This is a genomic window from Clostridioides sp. ES-S-0005-03, assembly GCF_020658455.1.
Taxonomy (GTDB): domain Bacteria; phylum Bacillota; class Clostridia; order Peptostreptococcales; family Peptostreptococcaceae; genus Clostridioides.
In genome coordinates, this window is the sequence record NZ_JACVWI010000001.1 from 42,611 (window position 1) to 59,890 (window position 17,280).

Genomic DNA, 17,280 nt, shown 5'->3' on the forward strand with positions numbered 1-17,280 from the left:
ATGGAAACCAAATGCATAGTATATGTTAGGAGCGAAAAGCTCAACAAAATATCAACAGGAGGTAACGTGGAATGTTAGATAGATTCTTTGGAGAAGATGGATGTTTTGGTGGAGGAGGATGGTGGATAATCGTACTATTCTTCCTATTTTTAGCTTTTGGAGAGAGCTGGGCAGAATTTGACATAATGGCATGGATTCCATTCCTAATAGTTTTATTAATACTTTGCTGCTGTAGTGGATGCTTAGAATAAGAGTAGTAATTATTAAAAAAGGAGGAGTTTATTATGTTAGATAGATTTTTTGGAAACGATGGATGTTTTGGTGGGGGAGGATGGTGGATAATCGTATTATTCTTCCTATTCTTAGCTTTTGAAGATTGTTGGAGAGATATCGATATAATGTCATGGATACCATTCTTAATACTATTATTAATAACTTGTTCATGTGGTGGATTCTTTGATGGTGATGATGGTTGTGGCTGCGGCTGCTAAAACTAAACTGTTAAAGTGAAAAAATGCTGGTATGTTTTATACCAGCATTTTTTTATTTTATTTTTTAATGTAATTTAAATTAAGAATGAATATTATTAAAATTGTTGAATATAGGGTATAATATAAAATATAATGTATTTAAATGTACTTGCTTTTATGGTAAAATAAGAACTTATATAAATATAGTTAAAATAAGAACCTGTATAAATTTGGTTCAGATTTAGATAAATTTAGCAAAATTAGGAGGATGAAAATGAAAAGTAATATAACGATAAAAGATGTTGCTAAACAAGCAGGCGTGTCAATATCTACAGTATCTAGAGTTATAAATGATTCAAAACCTGTGACTGATGAAGTCAAACAAAAAGTTTTAGAGGTTATAAAAGAAACTGGATATATCCCAAATCCACTTGCAAGAAGCTTAGTAACTAAAAAGAGTCAATTAATAGGGGTAATAGTTCCAGAAGTTTCAGATTCTTTTGTTAATGAGATATTAAATGGAATAGAAGAAGTTGCTAAAATGTATGATTATGATATTCTTTTAGCTAATACATACTCTGATAAAGAACAAGAGTTAAAGAGTATAAATCTATTAAGAGCAAAACAAGTAGAAGGTATAGTTATGATTTCATGGGTAGTTGAACAAGAGCATATCAACTATATACAAAATTGTGGTATACCAGCAACATATATAAGTAAAACTGCTAGAAATTATGATATATACACAGTGAGCACTAGTAATAAAGAAGCTACTTTTGATATGACAGAACATCTTATAAAGAAAGGTCATGAAAAGATAGCTTTTATAATGACAAGTAAAGATGATACTGTTTTAGAAATGGAAAGACTTTCAGGCTACGAAGAAGCACTTTCAAGTAATAATATAGAGTTGGACAAGAGTTTAATCAAATATGGTGGAACTGATTATGAAAGTGGATACCATAGTATGAAAGAATTATTAGATGAAGAAATAATACCTCATGCAGCCTTTGTTACGGGTGATGAGGCTGCTATAGGAGCTATAAATGCTATCTGTGATGCTGGATATAAGGTTCCAGAAGACATATCAGTTGCAGGATTTAATGATGTTAAGATAGCTAAGATGTATAGGCCTAAGCTTACTACAGTTTATCAGCCTTTATATGATATGGGAGCAGTAGCAATAAGAATGGTTATTAAATTAATCAATAAAGAATTAATTGAAAACAAGAAAATAGAATTACCTTATCAAATTGTTGATAGAGAAAGTGTTATAGAGAGAAAGAAATAAAGTTATTAAAGTCAATCAGGTAGTGTTTAAAACACTACCTGATTTTTAGTTTAAATAATATGCAATTAAAATATTTTAGTTAAAAATAATAACTTTAAGCCTTAAAAGTAGTTTATTTTTGTTTATTCATGAGGGTTGGATTTTTTAGTTTTCTTAAATATACTCTTAGATTTTTTTTGTTGATTATTTGGTGTATTTTTTGGTGCAGGTGTATTTGATTTACCTTTAGTTGGTTGCTTAGTCTTTTTAGTTTTAGCAGGTTTAGTATCTCTTTGAGTCTCTGCATCTGATATTTTATCCATTATAGTATCTAATTTTTTACGTTGATTGTCATCTAAAAATGCTTTGAATTTTGATACTACTTCCTCTCTTCCATCTAGGTTCTTACCTATCTTTATAAGTTCCTCCATAAGTTCACTTTCTGATTTCCCTTTGTAATTATCAGCAATCTTTTCTATCTTATCCTTGTCAATATTTTTTTGCTTAGCCATCTTTTCTAATGAATCTGTATCTATTTTTTTCATAAAAAAACCCCTTTCTATAAATATATATTGAATTATATTCATACTATTTATATATAGAAATAATATTGAAGTGGTGAATTGTGAGTGATATATAATATAAATAAAAATTCTTATAGATAATATATATGCACTGAGCTTTAAAAATGGAACATTAAAATATGAAAAACATACTTTAATATAGGGCAATTATATAATATAAGGGGGAATTGTCTTGAATAACTTACTATTTTTGATTGGAGTGATTGCATTGAGTAATGGTAATATCTCTATATTTGATGATAAAGATAAATCAAAGAAAAATAATAGAGCCAGAAAAAACAAAAAAAATTCAAATGAGAAATTATCAAAAGCTATACATGAAACTTTAAGGTTTGATGCAAATGATATAAAAAGAGGTCTAAGACTTATGGATTTGAGTGAAGAAGACCTAGAAATGGGAATGGAAATAATAACAAGAACTAAAAAATACATGTCAAGAGATGAAAGGAAAATACTAGTAAAAATAGAAAGTATTTTAGACTTAGTTAGAGGCATAAAGAAACTTAACAATATAGATGTGGTAGATGTTGAAGAGGAAACAGATTTTTTTAGAAAAATGGATAGTGAAGACAAAAAAAATATGATGATAAAAGAAATTATAGATGTATTTCCAGAAAAGAGAAAAAATTCTGTTGAAAAGGCTATAGGAATGAAAAAAAAGATAGATTTATTTGCAGAATTGTTTTTGCCTGATGATTTTGGTGAAGGTGGATTTAGTTTAAGTTCTTTGGCAAATATAAATAATCTAGGTAGCATGAATAATCTTAAACTGCTAGGAAATCTTTTAAGAGGTGATGATAGTAATAATGATGATGAGGATGAATATGAAGATAGTAATGAAGAAGATGAAGAGTCAACATATGAAGATGAAGAATTAAATTATGAAGATGAGATAGATGATAATGAAGAAGAATTAACAGAAGATGAAGAAACAGACCATGAGTATGCAGAAAATGATGAAAATATAGTATATGATGAAGAATTGTATGATGTTAATGAACAAAAGCATGAACATAATCGTAATGAAAAAAATACTAGAAGTAAAGCTAAGAGAAAGTAATAATTAACTAAATACATAAAGAGAAAAGGAAGAAAAAGTAATACTAGAATAAGATTATCTTAATTACTATATAAAACCACTTTAAAAAATTCAAAATTTATTATATAATAATAATATGAAATCCTGAAACATACGATAAGGCTTTTTTAAATTCAACCTACAAATGAAATACGGGAGACCGTGTCTAGTAAATTATAACATGCCTGTTTAGTTTGGACGTTAAAGGTTACTGGCAAGTCACCCACCTGGGAGTGCCTAGGGTGTGAATTTACTTAGCCACCGGTGTTTCGGGACAAAAAAAGTGCTACTATTTTAAATAGTAGTACTTTTTTTTATTAAAATGCATTTTTCTACCAAATATACCTAATTATTGAGAAATTTAAAAAGCTAAGTAACAATTAGGATTATAAGTGCATAGTATTAATTAGGCTATAAAAAGCCGAAGACTTAATAAGAATCGCTTACAGGGAGGGCAATGAAAAATGCAAGATTACAAAAAAAATAAAAGAAGAATGCTAAATCAGCCAATGTCTACAATGAATGAAGAAGAAGTGTATACAGATGAAATAAGTTCAGATGAGATGAGAGGATTCAAAAAATCACATCATCATAATGGATGTAACAATGATAATAATTGTGATTGTCATGATGATTGTAAACCTAATCCATGCAATCCATGTAAACCTAATCCATGCAAACCTAATCCATGTGATGACAATTGTGGATGCCATGATAATTGTAAATGTGATTGTGAACCATGCCAAATGGATTCAGATGAATGTTTTGAAAACAAATGTGGACCAAACTGCTGTAATCCTATATCTCCAAGAAACTTTTCTGTAGCAAATGCAGTTCCATTTGCAATAGAAGCTAATAGAATTTTTGATACTATGCAATTCCAAACATTTACAGATGCAACTGGACCAAATGGAGAACCATTAACTTTTGAAACAGAAGTAGTAGAAGTATTTGGTTCAGTTCCAAGTGCAGGTAGAGCAAGTGTAACTATAGATAAAATATGCTTAAGTAATGATGGAATAGTTATAGACACAGGAATGACAACTTTAGAAGATTTCGATTTAGATCCATTAGGAGATATAATAGGAAGAAACTGTGAAACAACTTTTGAATATGCAGTATGTGGAGAAAGAAACGCTGAATGTTGTAGACAAGGAAAAGGCAAATCAGTAGCTTATAAACAAAGAGGCTTAACTGTAGCAGTTCGTAATCTAGTATTAGAACTAAGAGGTAGATGTGGATGTACAGAATTCGTTGCATTAGCTTTCCCAGCAGTTAGAGCAGGAGGTGGATGTAAGAGAAGAGTTGATTTTGTAGAATTTACTTTTAACACACTTTCAGCACCAATATGCTTGCCAGCTGACGGAAGAGCTGTCACTTTAAGACAAGAATACCAAACTAACTTAACTGTAGATTGTATAGGAAAATCTATATTAAAATTAGAATGTAATGAATGTTGTGAACCTATGTATGAATTAATTATACCAAATGATATAGATTTAGTACTTTGCTTACAAGAAACAGTTAGCACATTAATAAGTGAACAAATAGTAGTTTTAGCATCACCAAACCCAATCCAACCAAGACTTGTTGATACTTTCTCTAAAGTATGTGATTTTTCGCAATGTGGACCTAATCATGGAAGTGGAAATTCAGGTTGCCACAGATAGATAGGTAGATATATAGACAGTTTAAATTATAAATAAAAATCATTTAAGGAAGGCTACCAATAGTAGATGATTTACATTGGTAGCCTTCACGTTATTTATAACTAATGTATAGATTTTATAGATTTAAAAAGTACTATAGTATGTAATAAACAAGTAAATATTGATACTATTGTCATTGTGTATATGTATGCATAAATATTAAGTCCTGGAATAGGAAGAAATACATATAGAGCTACTAGCTGAATTAACATACCAATGATAGTGTTTATACTTGAAGCTAATTCTTTTCTTATTGAATGTAAAATACCAGATAGCGTTTGATTTAGTGACATAAATAGTGGTACTAAAAACATAGCTTTTAAATATTCTCCAGCAAGTTTATTTTTAAATACTAGTATACATAAATCTTTTCCAAAGAAATAAAAAAACACTGATGATAGTATACCTACAAATAAAGTTAGGATTACAGAATACTTTATTTTTTTTAGGACACTTTTACGTTTTCTTAAGGCCATTTCTTGTGATATAGTAGGTATCAAATTTACAATAAGTGCTGAGCCAACAGTAAATGGTAAAAATATAAATGGCATTACCATCCCGCTGACGACACCATACATACTTAATGATTGTTGATAAGTCATGCCTGATAATGCTAATCTTGATGGTATCATCATAGAGCTAATAGATTGTAAAAGTATATTTGACATTCTATTGCAAGTTATAGGTATGGACATTTTCAATGTTTCCATAGAGGAAGTATAAAAATCTTTTATACTTATAATATATTTATTGTCAAATGAAGAATCTCGACATAAACATATGAGCATAAATATGATATTACTCAATTCACCAATAGATATACCTAAAAGAGCAATATAACAATTCATAGACTTATCATTTACATACATAACGAGTAAAAAAACAAATAGAATTTTACCCATCTGTTCAATAATTTGTCCAATAGCAGGAACTTTTACGTTCTTTATGCCGTAGTAATACCCCCTAAGTACATTTGAAAGTGTTATTATAACTATGGCAGGACAAACTGCTAGTATAAATAAGTTCAATTTAGGGTCTTTTAGAAACTTAAGTGATAAAAAAGAACTATTGAAAGATGCAACTATAGATATAATTAATGCTACAAAAAATGATATGTATAAAGTTGATATAAACAAAGCATTAGTGTTGTGCTTATCATTTAAAGCTTTTCTTTTTGCAACTAGACAACTAAGTGCAGTAGGTATTCCAGTTGTTGTAACAGCTAAACAAATCATTAAAAAGTTAAAAATCATATGATATATACCTAGACCTGTTTCGCCTAAAGCTCTTGATAAGAATATTTTATATAAAAATCCAAATATTCTTACGACAAAGTTAGACATAAATAAAATAACTGTTGATAGTACTAAATAAGGTACTTTCAAAAAAAATCACCTCCTTATCTTTTAAATATATTCATAAGGAGGTGTAAAAATTTATAATTTTATAAATTCTGGTTTCATTTTATTAAATTTAGATACATACTTAAATCCCATGTTTTTTAGTAATGAATATATGTAATCAAATTCATATGCAACTTGACTTACATGATGTGAATCTGAGCCTGTAGTTATGATTTCTCCTCCTAAATCTTTATACATCTGAAGGATATATCTAGATGGAGTTAAATCTGGCAGGTTGTATCTGTAGCAAGATGTGTTTATTTCGATACCTTTACCATCATAGATAGCTTGCTTGAGAGTTTCTTCAATTATATCTGAAAATAGTCTGTCATCTAGGATGGTATCATAAGGTGCATATCTTTTAATTAAATCTAAATGACCTAAAACAGAGTAATCCTTGTAGTTTTTAACAATATTATACAAATAAAGGTAGTAGTTCTCATAGACCTCATGTTGAGTCTTACCTTCAAAATAGCTACCAAGGTATAAATCCATTGTATCTATAGCATGAATAGAGCATATTATAAAATCTAATGGATATTGATGAGCTTCTTTTCTATATGTATCTATTAATTGAGTTTGAACTCCAAATTCAATCCCTTTTTTTATTGATATTTTATCTTTATATCTATTTTTAAGAGTTTCTAGACTTTTAAAATAATCTTCGTAAACAATCGAAAAAGAATCATCCGCATAAACATCATAATCGACATGGTCTGTGAAACAAATTTTATTTATACCAAGGTCTATAGATTTTTTTATCATTTCTTCCATTGTAGATTTTCCATCAGTAGAGAAACTTGAGTGCATGTGATAGTCGTAAAACATAAATATTTCCCCTTTTTATAAAAATTTTGGTATTATATATACATACTAAATAATATCAAATATATGCTAAGGCATCAATAAAATATAAAAACAATAAGCGGTGATAAATGTGGAAAAATACAAAATAGATTTAAGTGAAAGGAAGTCAACTAAATATATACAAATATTTAATCATATAAAGCAGTTAATAATAAACAAAGAACTAGTTGAGCATGAAAAACTTCCACCAATAAGAAAGTTATCAGATTATTTACATGTAAATAATACTACTATAGTTAAAGTATATGAGCTTTTGGAAAATGAAGGATATGTATATAAAATTATAGGAAGTGGAACTTTTGTATCAAATTCAAATTCTTATAAAAATGGTATAGATAAAGGGAAAAACAAGAATATTAGACAAAGAGATGATTTAATTCATTTCGATAATGGAAATCCATCTAATGATATGTTTCCTATAGATTCATTTAAAAATGCTGTAAACATGGCATTATCTAAAGATGGAAGTTCAATATTTGATTACGATGAAGGGCTAGGCTCTGAGGAGTTAAGAGAAAAGATGGTAGAGTATTTAAGTGATGAAAATATAAATACTACTAAAGAAAACATTCAAATAATCTCAGGAGCACAGCAAGGTATAGATATAGTTTGTAAAGGGCTTATAAGTTATTCTGATGTTGTTTTTATGGAAGAACCCTCTTACAATGGAGCAATTGAAGTATTTAAAAGTAGAGGTGCAAAAATAATATCTATACCTATGTTAGATGATGGAATTGATATAGGTATTTTAAAATTAAAATTGGAAAAAATAAAACCAAGACTTATATATATTATGCCTAATTTTCAAAATCCAACAGGTATATCTTATTCTACATATAAAAAAAAGAAGCTAATAGAATTGGCAGAAGAGCATGATTTTTATATAATTGAAGATGATTTTATCAGTGATTTTATATTTGATTCAGAGGATAATAGGACAGTCAGGAGCTATGATGATAAAAATAGGGTAGTATATATAAAGAGTTTTTCAAAAATACTTATGCCAGGCTTAAGAATAGGAATTGTAGAAATGCCAAATGAATTATTAAAAAAAGTTTTGTGGGCTAAATATTCATCAGACATATCAACACCAGGTCTTATTCAAAAATCAATGTATTACTATATGGAGAATTTCAATTGGAAGAATTATCTAAGTCATATAGAGAAGATATATACTGATAAGTACAAGTTAGCAAAAAACTTGATTAATGATAAATTGAGTGGTAAATTAAAAGTTAGAAAATCTTGTGGAGGTATAAACTTTTTTTTAGAATTGCCAAGAGGGTATACATCACAAAGCTTTACAAGTTTTATGTTAAATAAAGGAGTATCCATGCTTCCAGGGACTTATTTTTTTGATAATCTAGTGGATGATAGATTTTTTAGAATAAATATAGCTCGTCCAAGTATGGAAGAGTTAGAAAAGGGAATATCTATAATAAGTGATAATATAGAAGAGTTTTTCTGTGAATATAAAAATAAGTTAGATATAAAAAGTAATAAATTATTTTATTAATAAATAGAAGTTTTTTAGGAGGAAAAAATGTTTGACAAGAAGAAATTAGATAGGATTAATGAATTAGCAAAGAAAAATAAAGAGGGAGCTCTTTCTGATGATGAAATCAAAGAAAGGGAGATTTTAAGAAAGGAATATTTAGAAAATTTTAGAGCTCATTTTAAATCAAGACTTGATAGTGTTAAAGTAGTCTCACCAGAAGAATATGAACAATATATGAAAAATAATAAAAATTAAAACTTAATAGGAGGAAAACATGGACTTAAAGCATAAATTTAAGAATGCATGGGAAATTGAAAAAAAAGAGAATGCTATTAAACAGGTTATGGAATATGCTCGCAATTATATGGATTTTTTAAGTAAATCAAAAACTGAAAGACTTTCAGTAAAAGAAATTATAAAATTGGCTAAAGAAAATGGTTATATTTCAATAGATGAAGCTATGGAAAATGGAAGTGTAAGTCATGGGGACAAGATTTATGCTATAAATAAAGAAAAAGCAGTGGCACTTTTTGTAATAGGTAAAAACTATATAGAAAAAGGTATGAAGATTATAGGTAGTCATATAGATTCTCCAAGATTAGATTTAAAACCAAACCCATTGTATCAAGAAGCTAATCTAGGTTTTTTTAAGACTCACTACTATGGAGGAATTAAAAAATATCAATGGACAGCTATTCCTCTTGCTTTACATGGAGTAGTTATATTAAATGATGGTACAAAGGTGGATGTATCTATTGGTGAAGAAGACAGTGACCCAGTGTTTTGTGTAACTGACCTATTAGTTCATTTAGCTGGAAACCAAATGCAAAAGAAATTGTCAGAAGGAATCAGTGGTGAAGCTTTAAATGTATTAATTGGAAATATGCCTTTGGATGGCGAAGAAAAAGAACCTATAACAGCAAATATATTAAAAATTTTAAATGAAAAATATAGTATAGTTGAAGAAGATTTATTAAGCGCTGAGATTGAAGTAGTTCCAGCTGGGAAGGCAAGAGATTTGGGGTTTGATAGGTCAATGGTATTAGGATATGGTCATGATGATAGAGTATGTTCATATGCTGCTGTAAAAGCTATACTAGAGACTAGACAACCAGAATTTACTTCAGTTACATTATGTGTAGACAAAGAAGAAGTTGGCTCCCAAGGAAATACAGGTATGCATTCAAAGTTTTTTGAAAATACTGTGGCTGAGTTAATAGCTTTAGAAGGCGATTACTGTGATATTAAGGTAAGAAGAGCTTTAGCAAATAGTAAAGTATTATCAGCTGATGTTGCAGCTGGATATGACCCAAATTTTGATGAGGCATATGAAAAAAGAAACTCTGCATATATGGGAAATGGAATAGTTTTAAATAAGTATACTGGTTCGAGAGGTAAGAGTGGATGTAATGATGCTAATGCTGAGTTTATATCAGAAGTAAAAAGAATTTTTAACGAGGGTAATGTAGTATGGCAAACTGCTGAACTTGGTAAAGTGGACCAAGGTGGAGGTGGAACAATAGCCTATATCTTAGCAAATCAAGGTGCAGAGGTTATAGATTGTGGTGTTGGTGTTTTAAATATGCATGCACCGCATGAGATTGTTTCTAAAGTAGATATATATGAAATGTACAAAGGATATAAATCGTTTTTTAATATAAATTTATAAGTTTAATATACAATAGTATAAGTAATAAGTAATAAGTAATAAGTAATAAGTAATAAGTAATAAGCAAATAGAGTAGTATTATACTATGCTCATTAATTAAATGAACATAGTATAATACTACTCTATTTATTATTTAACAGCTTATAATTTAAATTTGAGTGTCGTGTATTAAAATTATTATATTATGATTTCAAAGTACTCACATAGTCTGTTTAGAAATTTATCTTCCAATGGAGAAAAAGTTTTCTTTTTAGAATAAATAAAGAAAAATTTTCTTGTAAAATCAACATCTTTTACTTTGTAGCATTTTATTTTGCCTGCATTTAGATAATCAATAGCTGAAATATATGATATAAAAGATACACCAAGGCCTAATCTAACCATTTCTTTAATGGCTTCATTTGATTCTACATGAGCTATTACATTTAATTTGTTTACCGGAAAGTTATTTTTGCTAAGGGTGTTTAGTATTAAGTTTCTAGTACCAGAGCCTTCTTTTCTCATAATAAAATTGACAGAAGCCAATTCTTCTATATCAATGTAATTGTTATTGTTATCAATTTTAAAATCTGAAGAAGTAATAAGTACAAGTTCATCATCTAATAAGTCTAGATATTCGATTTGAGGATTGTTAATTTTAGAACCAACTAATCCAAAGCTTATCCGTTCATTTAAAATTTCTGATATAGCATATTGAGAATCATAATGGCTTATGGAAAATTTTACATCTGGATAACTCATAGAAAAATTCTTCATAAAATCAGGTAGAATATAAGTTTCAGGTATAGAACTACATGCTATATCTATAATACCTTCTATTTTACCTGAATATTCTTTTATATCATAAATTGCACGCTTGCAGTTATTTAATATATATATGGCATGCTCATAAAGAATTTCACCAGATTTTGTGAGTGTAATAACTTTGTTGCTTCTGTTTATAAGTACAGTTTCTAACTCTCTTTCTAAATTTTGTATGTGTGCACTTACAGTAGGTTGAGTTAAAAAAAGTTCTCTTGCAGCTTTTGAAAAACTTTGATGTTTTGCAACAGCAACAAATACTTCAAGTTGTTTAAAATCCATTATTTAATCCTCCTTAAATTATCTAAAACTATTATAACATATTTGATAAATTAATAGTTAAAGGTGATTTTTTGAAATAGAAAACCTTAAAATGTTTATGGAGTTTTTGATTGTTTAGGAATAATTTGGTATAATGTTATAAGGATATTTACCACAAGTATCTTGTAAATTGAATTTTCAAAATTCAACTTTAAAATGTGTTTTGTTACAAAAAAATTACAGATAGCTTCTTAATCTTATTAAATTTAAATAAATATTATATAATTATTTTATAAAATAATAAACGTAATTATTGAAAAAAAAGATAATCACACAATGAGATATAGATAAATATTATAAAATTTAAGAAAGGAGGATTGATTTATGAAGTTAAAAAGGTCATTAGTTTGTGTAACTATTTTAGGGATTGTACTTGTTGGATGTCATAAAGAAACTACTAAAGAGAAAAATCAAGTAGCAAGTAAAGCAACACAGCAAAAAACTATGACAAAAGTTCAAAATGATGTTAATGAAATGATGGATAAAGATTATAAATATGTTATAAAAAATATGGGAATACCTTATAACACAATTTATTATATAAAAAATAAGAATTTAAAAAAATCAAATACAATGCAAGATATAAATACATCAAGTTATATGACATTAGTTTACCCTAAATATACTGGAAACAATGAATTAGATGGAAGTGCTTTATACATTAACATTAATAAAAATAAAGTTGTTAATGTTGAAACAAATTCCTTTTCATCACAAAGTATAACAGCTATAGATGAAAGTTATGGTATTATGATTGAAACAAATGATAATGAAAAATCAGCTGTATCCTTGGAGGAATATAAAAACATTGACTTGGGAGAGTATATTGGAGTTGAAGAATCTAGGATAAATGAAATCGTGGGTAATGCCAATTATAATTTAACAGCATATAACCATGAAGGAAATAGGGTAGTGAAGAGTTATAGATTAAAAGAAGATAATAAATTATTAGACAAAGAAATACTTACAATAAGTATAGTAGATAATAAAATAAAGTCTATAAAAACTATTGAGAGTGATAAAGTTGTAAAAATAATAAAAGGAGCTTTATTAGAATAATGAATTTTAAAGCATACAAGTCTGTTTTAAGGTAGAAGTAAATTTCTAACTTGAAGCAGTTTTTTTTTATAAAATGTATAAAATTGAAATTAATACAATTAATGATAATTTTATAAGATTTATTAAATTTAAACTGCAATTATAGATAACAATTAGTTATAATTAAATATAAGCTAAAATGATTTATTGCAATTTACAATTATACTACATTAAGAATGTTTTTAAATAAAAAATATATTGGGGTGTATTTAAAATGATAGGATTAGCAGATGCCATAAAAATTATTGAAGAAAATGTTATACCAATAAGTAGGATTAAGAGAGTTAATCTTATAGAAGCAGTAAATAAAGTGGTTGCAGAAGATATATATTCAACAATTGATAGTCCTCCATTTGACAGGTCACCATATGATGGTTATGTATATGATGCAAATTCTGAAAATAAAAATTTAAAGGTTATAGGAACATTATATGCAGGAGAAGTGTTTGATGGTATATTAAATAAAAATGAAGCAGTGAAGATAATGACTGGTGGAAAAATTCCAAAGGGAGCAAACTGTGTAGTAAAGAAAGAAGATGTGACAACTAGAGAAGACATGATAACTTTAAATATAAAACTAAAGGAATATGACAATTATATATTTAAAGGTGAGGATATAAAAAAAGGTCAATTAATTATTAGTAAAAATCAAAATATAGGGTATGATGGTATAGGAGTATTAGCGAGTCTTGGAATATCTAAATTAACTGTATATGATGATTTAAAAGTTGGTATTTTAAATACAGGAACAGAATTACAAGATATAAATGAAACTTTGGAGGATGGCAAAATATATGATAGCAATAGATATACATTATATTCAAAGCTTTTAAAGCTTGGAATACAAGCAGATACAATATGTAATTGTACTGATGATATACAAGAATTAGAAAAAAAAGTAAAGGATATGCTAGAAACTGTAGATTTTTTAATTACTACAGGTGGTGTATCTGTTGGAGATAAAGATTTAATACCAGATGTATTTAGAAACATAGGAGCAAAAGAATTGTTTTGGAAGATAAATATTAAACCTGGAGGAGCTTGTTATGTAGCTACATTGGGAGAAAAAATATTGTTTGGGCTTTCTGGCAATCCACATGCGGCAATTGTGGTATTTGATAATGTAGTTGTTCCTGTGATTGAGTATTTAACATATAAAGACAGCAATCATTATATAAAAGCTATATTTAAAGGAGAATTTAACAAAGTCTCAAATAACGATAGATTTGTAAGTGGAAAATTATATACAGATGAAGGTAAATTATATGTTACATTAAATGATAAAAAAGATGCCAAGGCTAGATTATCTGCAACATTGAGAAGCAATTGCATGATTAAGATAAAAAAGAGAGAAATAATAAAAGAAAATCAATTAGTAGATGTTGTTGTTATATAGTTTTATGAAGGGGATATGGTTTTATGTATAATGTATTATCAATTGTCTCTTATTCAGGAGTAGGTAAAACTACGTTGATTGAAGGTATAGTAAGAGAATTAAGTAAAGAAGGGTATAATGTTGGAGTTATCAAACACACATGCCATGATTTTGAGATAGATGAGGAAGGGAAAGATACTTATAAACATAGAAAATCAGGTGCGAGGAAAGTTTGTATAATATCAAATAAGAGGTTAGCATATATTGAAGAATTAAAAGATAAAAATCCACTATATAAAATGATTAAGTTTTATGAAGATATGGACTTGATTATTATAGAAGGATATAAAAATTATAGATTTAAAAGATTAGAGGTAACTAGAAAGGATAAGTATAAGGATATTTTATCAAATAAATCTGATTTGATAGGTATTATAAGTGACATAGAATATGATTTAAATATTAAGCAGTTTAGTTTGAATGACTATAAAAATGTATCAAAGTACATAGAATATTGTATAAAAAATAATACTTTAAAATTAAATGATAGTGAAATAAAAAACATATTAAAAGAATAATTTTAAGATATTATTTTGATATAAAATGGTATAATTATTTATATATAAACAAAGATATGAGAAATTTATTTAATTATAAAAATCGTATTTTGAATTATAAAATATTATAGAAATCGTAGGAGGATAATATGAAAAAAATATTAGTAGCATGTGGAGCAGGAATTGCAACATCAACAGTAGTTTGCGACAAAGTAGAAAGATTGGTTAAAGAAAATAACATACAAGCAGAAGTTATACAATGTAAAATTGCTGAATGTGCAACAAAACAAGAAGGTGCTGATTTGATAGTATCTACTACTATATTGCCAACAACTTATGATATACCTGCAATAAAAGCAACAGCATACATAACAGGTATAAATACTGCTGCATTAGATAAGAAAATATTGGATGCTTTAAAATAAGTTTTTGAGTTTACAGTTATAAAAAATATTTAGTACTAAATATAGAGTTGTATCTTGTAAAATTTTATTTACATAGATATGGCTCTTTTTAGGTGTATTTTAAATATATGATTATATAAAATAAGTATTCAATTTTATGAAACATATTCTTTTGAATTGCAATTTTATAAAAGATTTAAAATTAGTGTTATGTTATACTAATTTAAGGGTATTTTTTAGACGTATTGATAAAGGAGGATTTAAAACTTATGATAAAACAATTTGTCAAATATTATAAACCATATAAGAAAATCTTTACATTAGACCTTATAGCTGCGTTCTTATTTTCTTTATGTGATTTAGTTTATCCTATGATAACTAGAAATATAATGGATGACATTGTTCCAAATAAAAATTTAAGAATGCTAGTAGTTTTTGCAGTTGTACTTATACTTATATTTATAGCAAAAGCAGGGCTTAATTATTTTATGCAATATTGGGGACATGTCATTGGTGTAGATATGCAAGCTGATATGAGAAATGAGGTATTTACACACTTACAGAGGCTTCCAAATACTTATTTTGATAATAATAAATCTGGTGTAACTATGTCTAGAATAGTAAATGACTTAATGGATATAACAGAACTTGCACATCATGGTCCTGAAGATTTATTCATTTCTATAGTAATGTTAGTTGGTTCATTCTTTATACTTATAGATATAAATATTCCTCTTACTCTTATAATTTTTGCTATATTGCCATTTATAATTTGGTTTGCTATAACAAAAAAAGATAAGATGAATATAGCCTTTATGAAAAGTAGAGTTACTATAGGTGATGTAAATGCAACTTTAGAAAATAGCATAGCTGGAATGAAAGTAACTAAGTCTTTTTGTACTGAAAAAGAAGAATTAAATAAGTTTGTAAGAAGTAATAAATTATTTAGGAGAGCACGACAAGATTCTTATAAAGTAATGGCAGAATATTATTCTGGTATGAATTTATATATGGATATTTTGGAGTGGGTAGTTGTTATAGCTGGTGGATACTTTACTTATCTTGGGAAAATTACTTTAGGTGATTTTGCTGCATATATATTATATGTAAAGATGTTTATACAACCTATGAAGAAATTGATAAATTTTACAGAACAATATCAAAATGGTATGACAGGTTTTAAAAGATTCATAGAGATAATGGAACAGGACCATCAAAAAGAAGCTAAAAACCCTGTTGAACTTGAACATGTAAAAGGTAACATCGAGATAGAAAATATATCTTTTACATATGAAGATGATACCCAAGTATTAGATAATCTAAGTTTATCTATAGAAGCTGGTAAAACTATAGCTTTAGTAGGTCCTTCTGGTGGAGGAAAGACTACATTGTGTAATTTATTGCCAAGATTTTATGAGTTTGATAAAGGTGATATAAAAATTGATGGAAAAAGTATCAGGGATGTAAGTTTAAAATCTTTGAGAAAAAATATAGGTATAGTTCAACAAGATGTATTTTTATTTACAGGAACTATAAGAGATAATATTCTTTGTGGAAATCCTAGTGCTACAGATGAAGAGATGATTGAGGCTGCAAAAAAAGCTAGAATACACGATTTCGTAGAAACTTTGCCAGATGGATATGATACTTATATAGGAGAAAGAGGAGTAAAATTATCTGGGGGACAAAAACAAAGAATTTCAATCTCAAGAATCTTTTTAAAGAATCCTCCAATAATAATATTGGATGAAGCTACTTCCGCTTTAGATAATGTAACAGAAAGAGAAATTCAAGAGTCCTTAGAAGAGTTAAGTAAAGATAGAACAAATTTAGTTGTTGCACATAGGTTGACTACTATAAAAAATGCTGATGAAATCATAGTACTGACAGATAAAGGAATTGAAGAAAGAGGTACTCATGAAGAGTTAGTAAATAAAAATGGAGTATATAGTAGATTACACAATAACTAACATATACATTAAATTTATAAACATAGAATATATTAAGATTCATAAAGCAAATTCATTTTATATTAATGAGATGTTTTATGAAAAATGTATTCTATGTTTTATTTTTTGCAAATTATACTTAATTCTATTTATAAAAGTAGTGTTAAATAGCCAAATTACAGGATAACGTTTTTACAAAAAGAATAATTTAGAAAACTAACTTTAAT

Annotated in this window: 17 protein-coding genes and 1 other RNA gene; 14 read left to right on the forward strand and 4 right to left on the reverse strand. The window is 27.4% G+C overall.

All coding sequences use genetic code 11. The annotated features are described in order from the left end of the window. Positions 1-71 precede the first annotated feature (71 nt). The 3 genes from IC218_RS00170 to ccpA all read left to right on the forward strand — a co-directional run bounded on the left by IC218_RS00170 (position 72) and on the right by ccpA (position 1,761). Positions 72-251, forward strand: a complete 180-nt coding sequence (locus IC218_RS00170) for a hypothetical protein (RefSeq protein ID WP_227434028.1) — start codon at positions 72-74, stop codon at positions 249-251. A 33-nt stretch (positions 252-284) separates the two neighbouring features. Further along, positions 285-491 carry a hypothetical protein gene (locus tag IC218_RS00175; protein WP_227434029.1) on the forward strand — a complete coding sequence of 69 codons (207 nt, stop codon included), beginning with the start codon at positions 285-287 and terminating at the stop codon, positions 489-491. A gap of 247 nt (positions 492-738) precedes the next feature. Then, entirely contained in the window at positions 739-1,761 is a 1,023-nt protein-coding gene (gene ccpA / locus IC218_RS00180; protein ID WP_413927175.1) for a LacI family transcriptional regulator CcpA, read from the forward strand. Between the two features lie 122 nt (positions 1,762-1,883). On the opposite strand, the gene IC218_RS00185 is transcribed toward ccpA, so the two are convergent. Continuing rightward, complete coding sequence (locus tag IC218_RS00185; RefSeq protein ID WP_227434031.1) at positions 1,884-2,285, reverse strand: hypothetical protein; 402 nt, start codon at positions 2,283-2,285, stop codon at positions 1,884-1,886. A 211-nt stretch (positions 2,286-2,496) separates the two neighbouring features. Between IC218_RS00185 and IC218_RS00190 the strand changes: the two genes are divergently transcribed. From IC218_RS00190 to IC218_RS00200, 3 genes are all read left to right on the forward strand, one after another. Next, positions 2,497-3,384, forward strand: a complete 888-nt coding sequence (locus IC218_RS00190) for a hypothetical protein (protein ID WP_227823616.1) — start codon at positions 2,497-2,499, stop codon at positions 3,382-3,384. Positions 3,385-3,501: 117 nt separating this feature from the next. Further along, positions 3,502-3,682: non-coding RNA, 6S RNA (gene ssrS / locus IC218_RS00195), on the forward strand. Positions 3,683-3,866: 184 nt separating this feature from the next. Next, a complete protein-coding gene (locus IC218_RS00200) occupies positions 3,867-5,072 on the forward strand; it encodes a hypothetical protein (RefSeq protein ID WP_227482168.1) in 1,206 nt (401 codons plus the stop codon). Positions 5,073-5,173: 101 nt separating this feature from the next. Here the strand turns inward: IC218_RS00200 and IC218_RS00205 are convergent, their stop codons facing one another. Continuing rightward, positions 5,174-6,496 carry a polysaccharide biosynthesis protein gene (locus IC218_RS00205; RefSeq protein WP_227823617.1) on the reverse strand — a complete coding sequence of 441 codons (1,323 nt, stop codon included), beginning with the start codon at positions 6,494-6,496 and terminating at the stop codon, positions 5,174-5,176. 51 nt (positions 6,497-6,547) lie between these two features. Next, positions 6,548-7,342, reverse strand: a complete 795-nt coding sequence (locus IC218_RS00210; protein ID WP_227823618.1) for a histidinol-phosphatase HisJ family protein — start codon at positions 7,340-7,342, stop codon at positions 6,548-6,550. Between the two features lie 109 nt (positions 7,343-7,451). Between IC218_RS00210 and IC218_RS00215 the strand changes: the two genes are divergently transcribed. The 3 genes from IC218_RS00215 to IC218_RS00225 are packed head-to-tail and all read left to right on the forward strand — an operon-like array spanning position 7,452 to position 10,548. Continuing rightward, complete coding sequence (locus tag IC218_RS00215) at positions 7,452-8,897, forward strand: PLP-dependent aminotransferase family protein (protein WP_227434036.1); 1,446 nt, start codon at positions 7,452-7,454, stop codon at positions 8,895-8,897. A gap of 27 nt (positions 8,898-8,924) precedes the next feature. After that, the gene (locus IC218_RS00220) at positions 8,925-9,134 is read left to right on the forward strand and encodes a DUF896 domain-containing protein (RefSeq protein WP_227482170.1); all 210 of its coding nucleotides are present in this window, start codon (positions 8,925-8,927) and stop codon (positions 9,132-9,134) included. A gap of 19 nt (positions 9,135-9,153) precedes the next feature. Next, positions 9,154-10,548: an aminopeptidase gene (locus tag IC218_RS00225; RefSeq protein ID WP_227823619.1), complete on the forward strand. Its 1,395-nt coding sequence runs from the start codon at positions 9,154-9,156 to the stop codon at positions 10,546-10,548. A gap of 177 nt (positions 10,549-10,725) precedes the next feature. Here the strand turns inward: IC218_RS00225 and IC218_RS00230 are convergent, their stop codons facing one another. Beyond that, on the reverse strand, positions 10,726-11,631 hold the full coding sequence (locus tag IC218_RS00230) for a selenium metabolism-associated LysR family transcriptional regulator (protein WP_227823620.1): 906 nt from the start codon (positions 11,629-11,631) through the stop codon (positions 10,726-10,728). A 363-nt stretch (positions 11,632-11,994) separates the two neighbouring features. On the opposite strand from IC218_RS00230, the gene IC218_RS00235 reads away from it, so the two are divergent. From IC218_RS00235 to IC218_RS00255, 5 genes are all read left to right on the forward strand, one after another. Continuing rightward, on the forward strand, positions 11,995-12,729 hold the full coding sequence (locus tag IC218_RS00235) for a hypothetical protein (protein ID WP_227434039.1): 735 nt from the start codon (positions 11,995-11,997) through the stop codon (positions 12,727-12,729). Positions 12,730-12,982: 253 nt separating this feature from the next. Beyond that, on the forward strand, positions 12,983-14,164 hold the full coding sequence (locus tag IC218_RS00240) for a molybdopterin molybdotransferase MoeA (protein ID WP_227823621.1): 1,182 nt from the start codon (positions 12,983-12,985) through the stop codon (positions 14,162-14,164). A 23-nt stretch (positions 14,165-14,187) separates the two neighbouring features. After that, positions 14,188-14,721 carry a molybdopterin-guanine dinucleotide biosynthesis protein B gene (mobB, locus tag IC218_RS00245; RefSeq protein ID WP_227434041.1) on the forward strand — a complete coding sequence of 178 codons (534 nt, stop codon included), beginning with the start codon at positions 14,188-14,190 and terminating at the stop codon, positions 14,719-14,721. Between the two features lie 128 nt (positions 14,722-14,849). Then, positions 14,850-15,125 (forward strand): PTS sugar transporter subunit IIB, encoded by a 276-nt coding sequence (locus IC218_RS00250; RefSeq protein WP_227434042.1) that lies wholly within the window; start codon positions 14,850-14,852, stop codon positions 15,123-15,125. Between the two features lie 248 nt (positions 15,126-15,373). After that, the gene (locus tag IC218_RS00255; RefSeq protein WP_227434043.1) at positions 15,374-17,074 is read left to right on the forward strand and encodes an ABC transporter ATP-binding protein; all 1,701 of its coding nucleotides are present in this window, start codon (positions 15,374-15,376) and stop codon (positions 17,072-17,074) included. Positions 17,075-17,280: the final 206 nt, after the last annotated feature.

Excerpts from the sequence above, each read along its gene's own strand:
- IC218_RS00170 (WP_227434028.1), top strand. The coding sequence starts at position 72 with ATGTTAGATAGATTCTTTGGAGAAGATGGATGTTTTGGTGGAGGAGGA.
- IC218_RS00175 (WP_227434029.1), top strand. The coding sequence starts at position 285 with ATGTTAGATAGATTTTTTGGAAACGATGGATGTTTTGGTGGGGGAGGA.
- ccpA (WP_413927175.1), top strand. The coding sequence starts at position 739 with ATGAAAATGAAAAGTAATATAACGATAAAAGATGTTGCTAAACAAGCA.
- IC218_RS00185 (WP_227434031.1), bottom strand. The coding sequence starts at position 2,285 with ATGAAAAAAATAGATACAGATTCATTAGAAAAGATGGCTAAGCAAAAA.
- IC218_RS00200 (WP_227482168.1), top strand. The coding sequence starts at position 3,867 with ATGCAAGATTACAAAAAAAATAAAAGAAGAATGCTAAATCAGCCAATG.
- IC218_RS00210 (WP_227823618.1), bottom strand. The coding sequence starts at position 7,342 with ATGTTTTACGACTATCACATGCACTCAAGTTTCTCTACTGATGGAAAA.
- IC218_RS00220 (WP_227482170.1), top strand. The coding sequence starts at position 8,925 with ATGTTTGACAAGAAGAAATTAGATAGGATTAATGAATTAGCAAAGAAA.
- IC218_RS00225 (WP_227823619.1), top strand. The coding sequence starts at position 9,154 with ATGGACTTAAAGCATAAATTTAAGAATGCATGGGAAATTGAAAAAAAA.
- IC218_RS00230 (WP_227823620.1), bottom strand. The coding sequence starts at position 11,631 with ATGGATTTTAAACAACTTGAAGTATTTGTTGCTGTTGCAAAACATCAA.
- IC218_RS00235 (WP_227434039.1), top strand. The coding sequence starts at position 11,995 with ATGAAGTTAAAAAGGTCATTAGTTTGTGTAACTATTTTAGGGATTGTA.
- IC218_RS00240 (WP_227823621.1), top strand. The coding sequence starts at position 12,983 with ATGATAGGATTAGCAGATGCCATAAAAATTATTGAAGAAAATGTTATA.
- mobB (WP_227434041.1), top strand. The coding sequence starts at position 14,188 with ATGTATAATGTATTATCAATTGTCTCTTATTCAGGAGTAGGTAAAACT.
- IC218_RS00250 (WP_227434042.1), top strand. The coding sequence starts at position 14,850 with ATGAAAAAAATATTAGTAGCATGTGGAGCAGGAATTGCAACATCAACA.
- IC218_RS00255 (WP_227434043.1), top strand. The coding sequence starts at position 15,374 with ATGATAAAACAATTTGTCAAATATTATAAACCATATAAGAAAATCTTT.